General features: G+C 57.9%; 13 protein-coding genes. 3 read left to right on the top strand and 10 right to left on the bottom strand.

Going from position 1 to position 13,803, the window contains the following annotated elements:
- Positions 1-67: 67 nt before the first annotated feature.
- From mdcE to BWI76_RS16015, 6 genes are all read right to left on the bottom strand, one after another.
- The gene (gene mdcE / locus BWI76_RS16040; RefSeq protein ID WP_064371787.1) at positions 68-868 is read right to left on the bottom strand and encodes a biotin-independent malonate decarboxylase subunit gamma; all 801 of its coding nucleotides are present in this window, start codon (positions 866-868) and stop codon (positions 68-70) included.
- The gene (locus tag BWI76_RS16035) at positions 868-1,701 is read right to left on the bottom strand and encodes a biotin-independent malonate decarboxylase subunit beta (RefSeq protein ID WP_004135604.1); all 834 of its coding nucleotides are present in this window, start codon (positions 1,699-1,701) and stop codon (positions 868-870) included. Before BWI76_RS16035 ends, mdcE begins: the two co-directional genes overlap by 1 nt.
- Positions 1,694-1,993: a malonate decarboxylase acyl carrier protein gene (gene mdcC, locus BWI76_RS16030; protein ID WP_004135606.1), complete on the bottom strand. Its 300-nt coding sequence runs from the start codon at positions 1,991-1,993 to the stop codon at positions 1,694-1,696. The genes BWI76_RS16035 and mdcC overlap by 8 nt, the downstream gene beginning before the upstream one ends.
- 17 nt (positions 1,994-2,010) lie before the next feature.
- The gene (locus BWI76_RS16025) at positions 2,011-2,853 is read right to left on the bottom strand and encodes a triphosphoribosyl-dephospho-CoA synthase (protein WP_064371786.1); all 843 of its coding nucleotides are present in this window, start codon (positions 2,851-2,853) and stop codon (positions 2,011-2,013) included.
- Positions 2,853-4,508 (bottom strand): malonate decarboxylase subunit alpha, encoded by a 1,656-nt coding sequence (mdcA, locus tag BWI76_RS16020; protein WP_004135607.1) that lies wholly within the window; start codon positions 4,506-4,508, stop codon positions 2,853-2,855. The genes BWI76_RS16025 and mdcA overlap by 1 nt, the downstream gene beginning before the upstream one ends.
- Before the next feature lie 437 nt (positions 4,509-4,945).
- On the bottom strand, positions 4,946-5,980 hold the full coding sequence (locus tag BWI76_RS16015; RefSeq protein ID WP_004135610.1) for an AI-2E family transporter: 1,035 nt from the start codon (positions 5,978-5,980) through the stop codon (positions 4,946-4,948).
- A gap of 525 nt (positions 5,981-6,505) precedes the next feature.
- Here BWI76_RS16015 and mdtJ point away from each other — a divergent pair.
- The 3 genes from mdtJ (at position 6,506) to BWI76_RS15995 (ending at position 9,446) form a co-directional block, all read left to right on the top strand.
- On the top strand, positions 6,506-6,868 hold the full coding sequence (gene mdtJ, locus BWI76_RS16005; protein ID WP_004135616.1) for a multidrug/spermidine efflux SMR transporter subunit MdtJ: 363 nt from the start codon (positions 6,506-6,508) through the stop codon (positions 6,866-6,868).
- Positions 6,855-7,184: a multidrug/spermidine efflux SMR transporter subunit MdtI gene (mdtI, locus tag BWI76_RS16000; RefSeq protein ID WP_004119685.1), complete on the top strand. Its 330-nt coding sequence runs from the start codon at positions 6,855-6,857 to the stop codon at positions 7,182-7,184. The genes mdtJ and mdtI overlap by 14 nt, the downstream gene beginning before the upstream one ends.
- Before the next feature lie 105 nt (positions 7,185-7,289).
- A complete protein-coding gene (locus BWI76_RS15995; RefSeq protein ID WP_004135617.1) occupies positions 7,290-9,446 on the top strand; it encodes a putative bifunctional diguanylate cyclase/phosphodiesterase in 2,157 nt (718 codons plus the stop codon).
- Between the two features lie 4 nt (positions 9,447-9,450).
- Here BWI76_RS15995 and BWI76_RS15990 read toward each other — a convergent pair whose 3' ends face one another.
- The 4 genes from BWI76_RS15990 to BWI76_RS15970 form a co-directional block, all read right to left on the bottom strand.
- Positions 9,451-10,263: a trypsin-like serine peptidase gene (locus BWI76_RS15990; RefSeq protein ID WP_004135618.1), complete on the bottom strand. Its 813-nt coding sequence runs from the start codon at positions 10,261-10,263 to the stop codon at positions 9,451-9,453.
- 577 nt (positions 10,264-10,840) lie between these two features.
- Complete coding sequence (locus tag BWI76_RS15985) at positions 10,841-11,059, bottom strand: hypothetical protein (protein ID WP_004135619.1); 219 nt, start codon at positions 11,057-11,059, stop codon at positions 10,841-10,843.
- Between the two features lie 398 nt (positions 11,060-11,457).
- On the bottom strand, positions 11,458-11,883 hold the full coding sequence (gene asr / locus BWI76_RS15975; RefSeq protein ID WP_004135622.1) for an acid resistance repetitive basic protein Asr: 426 nt from the start codon (positions 11,881-11,883) through the stop codon (positions 11,458-11,460).
- 176 nt (positions 11,884-12,059) lie between these two features.
- Complete coding sequence (locus tag BWI76_RS15970; protein WP_004135623.1) at positions 12,060-13,547, bottom strand: carboxypeptidase M32; 1,488 nt, start codon at positions 13,545-13,547, stop codon at positions 12,060-12,062.
- Between the last annotated feature and the right edge of the window lie 256 nt (positions 13,548-13,803).

The raw sequence follows: 13,803 nt of genomic DNA, 5'->3' as shown, positions 1-13,803 counted from the left end.
TCCTGAGGCACGCTATCGGTGCCTCAGGCGGCCGCTTCCGGCAGGTTTTCTTCTACTTAGGGACTGACTACCAGCTGGCGCGCATGCGATCGCGCACCTGTTGGGAACTACGGCGGTTCGCCGCGCCAAGGCGGCACTTCAGCGAGGCATCCCGGCGGGCGTCAGCGATGGCGTCGCGCAAGGTGTCGGTGACCAGCGTCAGATCGCGGGCGTCCGGCGCGTCAGGATTGCTGATATCCAGCAGGGCGGAGAGCAGGCCGAGCGTCGCGTAGTTGCTGACGTCATAGGCCATCGGCGGAATGGTGGCCGCCAGTTTCTCCAGCGCCTCAACGCTACGTAGCGTGATACGCGCGGCGGATTCTTTGCCCATGGCGTGCACCAGTACGCCGGCGTCGTTAAAGGCGATCAGGCGATTGGCCTGGTAGCCGTGGGCCAGAAACGCCCCGGACATCGCTTTGCCGACAATCAGGCCAATCACCGGATGCCCGGCAAGACGCGCCTTCGCATACGCGCCCGCCGCGCTGGCCAGCGCCTGATGAATACCAAAGGCTTCTTCACGACGGCCGTAGGCCTGGCTGGGTACATCAATGACCGCAATAATCGGGCGCTTTACCGTTTTATCCGCATCGGCGTCGATGGTTTCGTTGACCACTTTCGCCAGCGTCCAGCCTTCAAGCAGGCCGACTTCGCCGTTGGCGGCGCGCGGGTAATGGTTGTTAGCATCCGGCACCACGGCGATAAAGCGCGCGGTTTCCCCGTTAAAATCGGCGTCGGCAACCTGCACCGAGGGGCACAGACCGGTCATTAGTGGGGCGTTCGGCGCCAGCTGGTTTAGCCATAGAGCGGCGCGATGAGTGAACTGGCTCATTATTTCTCCTCCCGGGCGAATAGCCGTTTGATCTGCGCGGTGTCCGCCTGCTGGCGGGTATCGAAGTGGGTCAAACGGGTCAGGAAATCCTCATATTTGTCGCTGCGATGCCGGGCGGGAACGCCTTTGGCTATCGCCTCGTTCATTGCGGCTTTCACCGCGTTAACGCCGTCGCCGACCAGGGCATCCACCAGGCCGCTGGCGTAGCGAATTTCGCCGCCGGTCATGCTCCAGATAAACGGACGGTCGCGGGAGTCGTACTCTTCAATCCCCGCCTCCTGTTCGATAACCTGCGGTCCGTTGAGCCCCAATCGCGCTTCGCGGGTGACAATCAGGTAACTGCACAGCGCCGCGGCGATGGACATCCCGCCGAAGCAGCCAACGGTACCGGCGACAATGCCGACCACCGGGGTATAACGGCGCAGGTCGACAATCGCGGCATGAATATCGGCGATGGCGGCAAGCCCCAGGTTGGCCTCCTGCAGGCGCACGCCGCCGGTTTCCAGGCACAGCACCGCCTGGGTAGGAATACCGTTGCGGTTATCTTCCGCCGCCAGCTCAAGGGCGGCGGCCATTTTCGCGCCGGAGACTTCGCCCATGCTGCCGCCCTGGAAGGTGCCTTCGATGGCGATAACCACCGCCGGCTGGCCGTTAATGGTGCCTTTCGCAACCACCATGCCGTCGTCAGACTGCGGGACGATGCCCTGCGCGCCCAGCCACGGCGACATGATGCCTTCGAACGGGTCCAGCAGTTCGCGATAGCTGCCGTCATCCAGCAGGAAACGGGCGCGTTCGCGGGCGCGGAGTTCAATAAAGCTGCGATCGTTACGCATGAGCCACCTCCTCAAATACCTGTTCAATGCGGATCCGCGCGACGCCGGGGGTGGCGCCAAAGTCGTGGATCACCAGATCTCCGCCGGGCAGACCGTTAATCAGGCTCAGCCGTTCGAACAGCGCGCTCCAGCGCGCCTGGCTGTTGTCCACGGAGGTGGTGATCTCCACATTGAGCGTATTGCTCTGCCCGGCGGTATAGAGCACTTCCATATCGCCGGAGCCTACTACGCCTGCCAGCGCTTTGCCGCTGAGGGCGCGGTTGGCAGGGAATGACAATTTAATCTGTTCCATAACATCCTCTGAATGCGTTAAGCGGAAACCCGGTCGAGAAACAGGGTGGCGGCAAGCAGGTCCGCCGCGCCACCCGGCGAGGCGTTCTGCGCCAGCATCTGCGCATCAAGGCGCGCCAGCGCGGCCCGACCCTGAGCGGTCGCGCATCCTCCGGCGGCCAGCACCTCGCCTGCGCCTTGCTGCATTGCCTCAAGACCCGCCATTCCGGCGCGGGAGAGCACGCAGGTATCGCTAAGCGAGGTCATAATCGCCATCAGCGCGTCAAGACGGGCCTGCTCCTCTCTGGCCCCCTCGGCCCGGCTGCGCAAGAGCTGCGGCAGCGCCAGGGTGGTGATGTGCGGAAAAGCGCGCTGCGCTTCTTCCCGCGCGCCCGGAACCTGCCAGCGGCGGCTGGCGCGCAGGCCTTTACTAAAGGTCTTCGGCGCGCCGGCGTCCGGCAGACGGGCGAGGGCGGCGGCGGTTTCCGTAATCTTCTGTGCATGACTTTCTCCCCCTAGCATCGCCGTCGCGCTCACCAGCAGGCCCAGCGCCCAGATAGCGCCGCGGTGGGTATTGACCCCCGAGGTCGCCTGCATCATCTGCGCTTCGCCTTCGCGGCCCAGACGGCCGACGGTTTCGCGCAGGGCGATGTCCGCTGGCCGCCGCCAGCTCTGCTGTGCCAGCGCATGAAACGTTGGCTGCAGGCTACGGGCGGAGCGCTCCATCAGCGCCAGGTTCAGGTCCTGATGCGCGCCGTTGCCGCGACTGTCGACCAGACCCGGTTTGGGGCTGAGTCGCGCTTCGTCAACCAGGCAGGCGCTGGCGGTCTGGGCCAGCCAGCGGGCGCGGGTTTCGGCAATTTGGGGAGAGAGTTTTTTCATTACCAGCTCCGGAATTTTGCCGGTGGGTTGTAAAGCCCGTCGGACCACTCAACCAGGTCGGCTACGCTGCCGGCGGCGAGCAGGGAGCGGGTGGCGTCGCTGCGGCGGATACCGATATCTTCCGGATAGACGACTTTGCCGCTTTGGCGCAGTTCGGCCACGCGTTTGGCGTCCACGCCGAGGCCGATGTCGGTGATCCCCGCTACCGCTGCGACCATTGCCCGGCGCTCTTCGAGACTTTCCGCGCGGTAGAGGTAAGCGATACCTTCTTCGGTCAGCACGTGGGTGACGTCATCGCCGTAAATCATTACCGGCGCCAGCGGCATGCCGGAGGTTTTGGCCACCTCTACGGCGTCGAGTTTTTCCACGAAGGTCGGTTTCACGCCCGCCTGGAAGGTTTCCACCATTTGCACGACCAGCTTTTTACCGCGCTGCATCGGGTCCGGTTCGGTAATCATGTTGAGCCATGCCGGGGTGGCGTGGCGGCGACCGTGCGGGTCGTGGCCCATATTCGGCGCGCCGCCGAAGCCGGAAAGACGACCACGGGTGACGGTAGAGGAGTTGGCATAGCCATCCACCTGGAGGGTTGAGCCGATAAACATATCCACCGCATACTGCCCCGCCAGCTGGCAGAACGCGCGGTTGGAACGCATGGAGCCGTCGGCGCCGGTAAAGAAGATATCCGGGCGCGCGCGAATGTACTCTTCCATCCCCAGTTCGCCGCCGAAGCAGTGCACGCTCTCGACCCAACCGCTTTCAATGGCCGGAATAAGGGTCGGATGCGGGTTCAGCGTCCAGTGTTTACAGATCTTACCTTTCAGGCCGAGCTGTTCGCCGTAGGTCGGTAGCAGCAGTTCGATGGCGGCGGTGTTAAAGCCGATCCCGTGGTTGAGGGATTGCACCTGATGCTCGGCGTAGATGCCTTTAATCGCCATCATCGCCATCAGGATATGTTCCTGCTTAATCAGGCGCGGGTCGCGGGTAAACAGCGGCTCGATAAAAAACGGTTTATCGGCGACAACGATATAGTCGATCCACGAACCGGGGATATCCACGCGCGGCAGATCGCACTCGTCATCAACCAGTTCGTTGACCTGCGCAATGACGATGCCGTCGTGGAACGCGGCGGCTTCCACCAGCGCCGGAGTGTCTTCGGTGCTCGGCCCGGTGTAGAGGTTGCCCTTGCGGTCGGCTTTATAACCGGCGATCAGCGCGACGTTCGGCGACAGGTCGACGTACAGACGAGAGTAAAGCTCGATATAGGTGTGAATCGCGCCGATTTCCAGCAGGCCATCTTCCAGCAGCTGCGAAATGCGCAGACTTTGGGTGCCGGAGAAGGAGAAATCGAGCTTGCGGGCGATGCCTTTTTCGAAAAGGTCCAGGTGCTCGCTGCGCCCGACGCTCGGCATAATCATATGCAGGTCGTGAATTTTTTGCGGGTTAACCTCCGCCAGCATCCGTGAGAGGAAATCTGCCTGTTTCTGGTTGTTGCCTTCCAGTACCACCCGGTCGCCGGGGGCCAGCAGATGTTCCAGTACGGCAACCAGCTGGTCAGTGGGGATCACTTTGCCCGAGATTTTCGCCTCGGCCAGTCGCCGCTGTTTTTCCGTACGGCGACGGTTCCAGACTCGCCCCGTCGTTTGTTCGGCATTCATTATTAACCTCCTGATTCGACAAATCGTTTTGATTGCCCTGGTGTGGGAGTAAGTGTGCGTCCCGAGGTGGCGGGCATCAATTAAGGCCGATGGCGAATCGTTAGCGTAAGAGTAATGATTGGCGGGGCAGAGATGTGATGACGATCAATAATGATTGCGAATGATTGGTCTACGAGTGGGGGACGTACCGGGTTGAGGCATTGACGCGGCTTCCCGGCTCGCACTGCGTTTAGCCGGGCTACAGGTTAAAGGTCGTCTGCGGGCCGAGAGCCCGGACAGATGCGTAGCATCGCCTCCGGGAAATTCAGCCACTTCGCGCTTTGCTCCCGGGGGCGGCGCAAAGCGCCTGCCCGGGCTACAGGTTAAAGGTCGTCTGCGGGCCGGTAGCCCGGACAGATGCGCCAGCATCGCCTCCGGGGGAACTGCGAGCAATCTCGTTAGTTTTTACTTAAATCACTCAGCAGGAAGGCGATGCTTTGCCCGGCCACCGTCTGTTCGAGGGCGATTTTGACAATAATCGTCAGCGGTACCGAGAGCAGCATCCCCACCGGCCCCAGCAGCCAGCCCCAGAAAATTAATGACAGGAAGACCACCAGCGTCGATAGCCCCAGCCCGCGGCCCATAATGCGCGGTTCAAGGATATTGCCGAACACCAGGTTGATCGCCAGATAGCCCGCCAGCACCACCAGCGCCTCATACAGACCGCCAAATACCAGCACCTGCAAAATCGGCGGGATGGCCGCGAGAACCGAACCGATATTGGGAATGTAGTTGAGCGCAAAAGCCAGCAGTCCCCACATAAAGGCAAAGCGGACGTCCAGCAGCACCAGCATTCCCCAGACCACCAGCCCGGTCACCAGGCTGATGGCGGTTTTGAGCACCAGATAGTGAGAGACGCTATCCAGCGCGCGCTGAATCGCGCCCATTCCCTCCACCGGCCGCGACATCAGCTGCTGCAGCTTCGCGGGAAGCTGCGGTACTTCCAGTAGCATAAACACCACCGTCAGCAGCAGCAGGAAGATAGAGGACATCGCGTTGGAAAGCTGGGTAAGCAGCCCGGTTACCAGGGTCATCACCGCGTTGGGGTCTATATATTTATTCAGCTCCACCACCGACACAGTAAAGCCGAAGCGCTGCAGCCACGGCGCGACGGTCTGCATCGGTTCATAGAGATAGTTGCGATACTGCGGCAGGGTGCGCGCAAGCTCGTTAAGCGAGGTGCCGAGCGAGGCCAGCAGCACCACGGCCAGCAGGACAATCACCCCGACCAGGAGCGAAATCGCCAGTACCCGCGGCACCCGGCAGCGCACCATCAGCTGAACCAGCGGGTTAATCACCACCGCCAGAAAGATCGCCAGCACAAAAGGCACGATAATATCCGCCGCGAAGCGGATGCCTGTAAGGATGATAACCAGCATGCCGAGCATGATGACTATTTTTAAGCCGTTAAGCGTGATGATGGGTTTGGCCATACCGCTCCCTGCGCGAGAAAAAATGGGGTCTAATAGGAGTCATTGTAGACGTTGGCAAAGTCGGCGTCTCAACGCGTCGCCTCAGTTAAAATGAAAAAAACCGACCCATTAATAAATAATGACTGGAACGATATCATAATGGCGTTTGCTATCGGAAAAAACTAATCCAAATCAAATAGCAGAGGTAAAGAACTGCAAAGTCTTTGAGTTAAATGTAGTGTTATGGTACAAATCTGCGTGTGTATAACTACAGAGGACAATTTTCATCCGCAAATGATGAGAAGCAATACCGCGGATAATTGTAATTTTATGGACAATCAGTTCAGGATGTATATTTCGCTTCACCCTGCAGTCTCCCACTCCAACTCCCGCTTCCTCGGCGAGCAGCACTGGCGCTCGGCGCTTTAGTCTTCTTCTCTCTGCCTGAGCTGGCGCGCTGCGCACGGCTAAAATAACGTCAGAATTTTTCCGGTTTACTTCGCTGTAAGCCGTAATGGATTATATTCTCAAGCAGGAGAAGGGATCATGTTTTATTGGATTTTATTAGCTTTAGCAATCGTTGCTGAAATTACCGGCACTTTGTCGATGAAATGGGCAAGCGTAAGCGGCGGCCACACTGGTTTTATTTTAATGCTGGTGATGATTGCGCTTTCCTATATTTTCCTGGCTTTCGCCGTGAAAAAAATCGCCCTCGGCGTGGCCTATGCCCTATGGGAAGGGATCGGCATTTTACTGATCACGATTTTCAGCGTTCTGCTGTTTGATGAAACGCTGTCGACGATAAAAATTGCCGGTCTGGTCACCCTGGTCGCCGGGATTGTATTGATTAAATCGGGAACGCAGAAAACGGTGAAACCGGGCAAGGAGAAAACTCATGCAACAGTTTGAGTGGGTCCATGCCGCCTGGCTGGCGCTGGCTATCGCGCTGGAAATTATGGCCAACGTTTTTCTTAAGTTTTCCGACGGTTTTCGACGTAAGTTCTATGGCCTTATGTCGCTGGCGGCGGTTCTTGGCGCCTTCAGCGCGCTTTCGCAGGCGGTCAAAGGGATTGACCTGTCGGTGGCCTATGCGCTGTGGGGCGGTTTCGGCATCGCGGCGACCATTGCCGCCGGCTGGGTGCTGTTTGGCCAGCGTCTGAATCATAAAGGCTGGGCCGGCCTGCTCCTGCTGGTGGTCGGCATGGTGTTAATTAAACTCGCCTGATATGATGCCGCCTGTGGATGCGGGCGGCAAATTCTGCTCTCTGTATTACTCTTAAAAAAGAGCCAGTTCGGCGTATTTCGCTACCGGCCGACATGAGGGCAGAACATGATCCATTTGCCAGGCTGGCGCAATATTCCCTCCGCCAGAACGCTTTCCATCATGATTGTCCTCGCCGGGATTGGCTTAATCGTGTCCATTATTTCGCTCCTCTACCTCAGCCAGCACCTGATCGGCCTGAAAGCAAACGAAATTGATAAGCATCGTTCCGTGTTATCGGTGGATGGCGCGGTGCAAACCTCGGTGAATCGCGTGCTGTCGCTGGTAATGGATAACGCTATCTGGGACGATGCGGTGCATCAGACCTATACCGACCGGCTCGATCCGCAATGGCTCTATAACTCCTGGGGTTCCGGCTTTAAGATCAATAACCTTTATGACGGCACTTTCGTGCTCGACCAGCACTATCGCGTGCTGTGGGGATCGTTTCGCAGTGAGAGCTTTACCGAACAGGATACCCAATTTCTCGGCAACGGTTTTCATTCGCTCATCTCGCAGCATGCCGCCGCCCTGCGCAGCGGCAAAAGCGCTTATGCCGGCATCACCCGAACCCGCGCCGGTATCGCCTTTATTGCCATTGGCCTGATTCGCCCGACGACAGGACGGCTGCAGGTTTATGATGATACGCGTCGCTATCTGGTGATCACCCGTCATATTAACCCGCAAATGCTTGAGCGGCTGGGCGATACGTTTCAGATCCGCAACCTCCACGTCACGCCAGGCGGTGGCGAATACAGTATCCCGCTCCGCACCCAGTCCGGGGAAATCGTTGGCTATCTGAGCTGGCAGCCGGGACTTCCCGGCGCTGAAGCCGCGCGGGCGGCATCAAACAATATTCGGCTGATCGCCGTCGTGGCAGCGGGGCTGATCCTGCTGTTTATTCTCTTCAGCTGCCTCGGGCTTTACAAGCTGGCGCGCGGCGAAAAGCTGGCGCGCAATATTGCCATGACCGACTGGCTGAGCCGCTTGCCAAACCGGCGGGCGCTGATCGAACGTCTTAATCAGGTATGCGAAAACGCGCAGTACCAGACGCAAAGCGTGGTGTTTATCGATCTCGACGGCTTTAAGGATGTTAACGATAACTACGGCCACGATGTAGGCGATGCGTTGATTATTCATATTGCTAAAGAGCTTCGGCAGCGCGTGCCTCCCGAAGGGATGCTGGCGCGAATGGGCGGCGACGAGTTTGCGATGACCGTAAGCGGCGAACAGGCGGTAAATCAGGCGTTGGCCTTTGCCTGGGCGGTGCTGGAACTGTTAAAAGCCCCCGTTATCCTCAACGAACGAAAAATTTATATCAGCGCCAGCATCGGCATCGCCAGCGGCGTCCCGGCGAGCTGTTCCAGCACCGAGCTTTTTCGCCGCGCCGATATTGCCATGTACCACTCGAAAAAAACCGGTAAAGGGCGCACCACCTGGTATGACGAAGCGCTCAGCGACGCGCGGCAGTATCAGCTGAATATCGAAAACGGCATCCGCCAGGGGCTGGAGAACGAAGAGTTTGATGTCTGGTACCAGCCGATCGTCAACGCCGATACGCTGGTTATGGAGGGCGTGGAAGCGCTGCTGCGCTGGCCGCGACGTCCGCAGGGGGCGCTGCCGCCGGACACGTTTATCGGTATTGCCGAAAGTAGCGGTTTGATCTACGCGCTTGGTCAGTTTGTTCTGCAACGCGCCTGTAGCGAGCTGCAGCCTTTAGACGATTTGCTGCTGTCGGTGAATATCTCTCCGGCGCAGTTCCGCGACCCGGAGTTTGAGTCGCGGGTGGTGCAGGTGCTGGGCCGCTGCCATTTCCCGGCCCGTCGGTTACAGCTTGAGGTTACGGAGAGCTACGTTCTGGAGAATCCCGAGCGTGCGCGGGCGGCGATTGAAAATTTAAGGTCGCTGGGGATCGCTGTGGCGCTCGATGATTTTGGCACCGGCTACTCCAGCATCGGCTATTTACGCAGCTTTAGCTTCGACAGTCTCAAAATCGATAAATCACTGGCCGGGCTGGTGGATGTGGATACCCAGGCGGCGGAGCTGGTGCGCGGTACCGTGCGCATTGCCGGGGCGTTGGGGATTACGGTTGTGGCGGAAGGCGTTGAAAATCAGCAACAGCTGGCGCTGCTGCGACGGGCGGGATGCGACAAATTGCAGGGCTTCTTCTTCAGCGAGCCGATGCCCGTCGCATCGTTATTGCAGCTGCGCCAGCAGCAAGGCTGACCGCTTACTGGGCGGCCAGCGCCTCAAGCTTATCGCGAAAGCCGGTCACCGAGATGGCGCGGTTGTCCGCCCGCCAGCGATCTTTTGCCCCCGGCGCCGAACTCTGTACCGCGATCACCTGCCAGCCGTCGTCGGTTTTCAGCAGCAGCGGCGAGCCGCTATCGCCGGGTAGCGTATCGCATTGATGGGAGAGCACCGATGTTTGCGCCCAGCCGGTGACCACGCAATCTTCGTGGGTGTAGAGATTATCCAGATGATCTTCCGGATAGCCTGACTGAGTCACTTTTCGTTCTGCGGTCTTGAGCGCCGCGGTCAGATCGGCTTTGCTGCCGCTAAAAATCGGCACCGGCGTAATACCGGAAGGGGCGTAGCGCAGCACGATCAGGCCAAAATCCCACGGCGCCGCGGCGCTGGGAACTATCCAGCCATCGCCGTCGGCCTTAAGCCGTTTGCCCAGCGAAGGGTCCACGCGGCCTTCAATACCGTGAATTTCGTACACCCAGCCACCTTTGCGCGAGATAAAGCGCAGCGCGACGGGTTTATCCGGCTTGCCTTTGGGCGGCGTCAGCAGGCAGTGACCGGCGGTGAGCGCCAGGTTGGGGGCGATCAGCGTCGCGGTACAGAGATTACCGCTGGCGGTTTCCAGTTGCCCAATCGCATCCCAGGGATCGTCCGTGGGGTTGCTGACCGGTTTTCGGTCGTCATGACCAAAAAACAGCGTCTTAATATCTTTTGCACTCATGCCATCATCATCGGCCTGGACCAGCGCTGGAAACAGGGAAATGGAACACAGTAATAACAGGACGTCTCTACGCATATCACTCTCTGGGGAGATAATTATGTCTATTGAAAGTAGCAGCAGATTTAAGTTTATGAAAGTTAAGAATAATTTTAATTAAGCCAGACGGCGGGCGGAATCAGCTAAAATCGCCAGTCGCTTACGGATGAATGGTGTGAATTCAATATGTTAACACCATTTTCCTGCGGCGTTATTTCCGCAGAAAAGGGCAACGGAAGCAACAGAAATCGTGTATCCGAACGTACAACCAGCGGGTAGCGATAAAATGATTCCCGCTTCAGCTTTTTCTCAAGTCCCTAATGACTAAACAGCGCCAATATTGCGGGAAAAAAGAGATTTCTTTGCAGGATAAGCGCACTTCTTTACCTGTTTATCAATTACTTTCAAAGCGAAACATTTTCTCACCGTAAACGTTGTTATTGCTACCACCTTGTTGAGCAAACAGAGATGTTATCCCGGCGATGATATCTGCAATATCAAACACCCGATATACGGGAGGATTTATGTCTAAGCAAGGTATTCGCGCATTAGTTTACGTTTCGCTGGTGTCAGCAATGATTTGGGGCGCCACGGGCTATCTGCTGGTGACGGCGGTTCACGTACTGTAATCCGGGGCCGCGCCCTGGCGGATAACGTCAGCGGAGAGCGGACCGGGAATATGCTGGTTTAAAAAACGCTGCAATAGGGCGATCGGCTGCGGGCTGAGCGTATTTTTCGGCCAGACAAAATAGTAGCCTTCGCCGGTGGCTATCGTGGTAGAGAAGGGCAAGGCCAGCAGTCCCGCGCGGATCGCGGGCAGATTAGGCAATCCCAAAGATATTCTCTTTTTTGCCGTTTTTTTCCGCAGTTTATTCATCTCACCAACAGTTTCGGCTGCAGTCTGGGGGTATTGACGGCGGTGTGGGTGCCGATCGATCTGAGCGTGCTTTCGCTTTTCATTCTGGCGGTTCGTCGTTGGTTAACGGCGCGTTGCGCCAAACGCTTGACGAGGGTCTCGGCGCTTTTTCTGCTGCTTCTGGCGATCTATGGGTTGGGATATAACGTGTGGCAGCTACATCTTTAGTAAAGGAAAAAACGGCTGGCGACCAGCGCGCAGATAATCAGCAGGATCAGGATGAGCTCAAAACGATAGCGCCGCAGCATGGTGCTCTCCAGAAAAAAACGGCGCTGAAGACAGCGCCGATATCATATCACACAACTTAACCCGGGAGATTAAGCAGCCGGTTGTGCAGCTGGTTTAGCGGTATGATGTTTAGTGGTTTTGTGGTGTTTTTTAGCTGCCTGCGCTTTCTGAGCTACAGGTTTAGCAGCGGCTTTTTTGTGTTTCTTAGCGGCCTGGGCTTTCTGGGCGGCAGCCGGTTTAGCTTCCGCTTTTTTGTGCTTTTTAGCGGCCTGGGCTTTCTGGGTTACAGCTGGTTTAGCTGCGGCTTTTTTGTGCTTTTTAGCCGCCTGCGCTTTCTGCTCAGCAGCCGGTTTGGCAGCGGCGGTATGGTGTTTTTTATGGTGGGTCGCTTTAGCGGTGGTGCTGTGAGTTGCAGCAGCCGGCGCCGGAGTTGTGGTGGTGGCAGCATCGGCAGCGAAAGCAACAGAAGACAGACCCATAGCAGCGGCAACGACCAGAGCTAATACTTTTTTCATTCTGATATCCTCGGAAAGGTTTCTTGTTTCAACCCCACTGCGGGGCCGTTGAAAGAACTATATGCTTGTCTTATCGAGGTTTCCGTGAGTGTTTGGTATCGGCGTGTAACCGTATGTACAACGTGCTGCGGCCAAGGTGGAACACGGCGTCGGGAGCGGGGCCCGACGCCGGTGATTTACAGATAACGCGAGGTAAGGTGCTGGCGGAAATAGGCGCTGTTAAGGTCTTCTCCGGTAGCATGCTGAATCAGCTGCGAGGTGGTAAAACGGCTACCGTGCTGCCAGATATTTTGCCGCAGCCAGTCAAACAGGGCGCTGAAGTTACCGTTGGCGATATCGCTTTCCAGCTGCGGTAGCGCCCGTCTGGCGGAAGCCATCAGCTGAGCGGCGTACATCGCGCCAAGCGTATAGGAAGGGAAATAGCCAAAACCGCCGTCGGTCCAGTGGATATCCTGCATACAGCCGTCGCGGTAGTTGCCGGTGGTGGAAAGTCCCAGCCAGTGCTGCATTTTTTCGTCCCACAGTGCCGGAATATCATCGACCTCGATGTCGCCATCAATCAGCGCGCGTTCAATTTCATAGCGCAGAATGACGTGTGCCGGATAGCTCACCTCATCCGCGTCGACGCGGATAAAGCCCGGCTTGACGCGCTGATTCCAGGCGATGAAGTTTTCGCGGCTAAAGGCCGGCTGTTCGCCAAAGTACTGGCGTACCGTTGGCAGCAGGCGCTGCAGAAAGGCGTCGCTGCGGCCAAGCTGCATCTCGAAAAACAGGCTTTGCGACTCATGGATCGCCGTAGAACGGGCGAGGGCAATGGGCTGATCGAGCCAGTTACGCGGCAGATTTTGTTCATAGCGCGCGTGGCCGGTTTCGTGAATCACGCCAAACAGCGCGCTGAGCAGGTCGTTTTCGTTGTAGCGCGTGGTGATACGCACATCCTCGGGGACGCCGCCGCAGAACGGGTGGGCGCTGATATCCAGGCGTCCGCCGTCAAAATCAAATCCCAGCACGCGCATCGCTTCCAGTCCCAGCTCGCGCTGGTCGGTAATCGGAAACGGCCCCTGAGGTTCGATGAGCGGCGTCTGTGCCTGCTTCTCAACCGCTTTTTCCAGCAGCGAAGGAAGCCAGGATTTCAGGTCCGCGAACAGCACGTCCAGACGGGCGCTGGTCATATCCGGTTCAAAAATATCCAGCAGAGCGTCATAGCGGGAGCCGCCTTTCGCCGCCGCGCGAATCTGCGCCTCCTCGCGGCTCAGTTTGACGACTTCACGCAGGTTCTCGGCAAAACCCTGCCAGTCGTTCGCCGGACGCTGGCTGCGCCAGGCGTGCTCGCAGCGGCTACCCGCCAGCGATTTCGCTTCCACCAGGCTTTCCGGCAGCAGCGCCGCCTGTTGGTACTGGCGAGTCATTTCGCGCAGGTTTGCCTGTTCCACATCATTTAGCTCTTCCTGAAGCGCGTTCTGTAGCCATTCACCCACTTTCTTGTCGGTGAGGATCTGATGCTGCAAAACGCCGAGCTCGGCGAGCGCTGCGCCGCGGGCCGCGCTGCCGCCGGGCGGCATCATGGCGAACATATCCCAGCCGGCGATGGCCGAGAGATGCGAGAAGCGGGAGAGTCGCTGAAAGGTGCGGGTAAGCTGATGATAATTTTTGTTTTCGGTCATGTTTACACTCTGACGGTGGCAAGTGAACAAAAGAGGTTTTCGTTGGCCTCTACACTATCGTGATACGCCGATGGGGTCGAGGGATGCGGGGCGTTCCGCCACAAATCTCCTGAGGCAATCGGACATCGCCGCCCGCATCGGCTCGCCGGCCATTAGCATAATGTAGGGATTAATCGATTGCGTATTTTATGTTTGGCTCGAAATAATCCGGATGTGCGTAAAGTAACAGACGCTTTCTCTGAACCGCGGCTAAACT

Source organism: Klebsiella sp. M5al (assembly GCF_002090195.1).
Lineage (GTDB): Bacteria > Pseudomonadota > Gammaproteobacteria > Enterobacterales > Enterobacteriaceae > Klebsiella > Klebsiella grimontii.
Note: the sequence above shows the minus strand (reverse complement) of the source record. Positions and strands in the feature narration are given on the sequence as shown.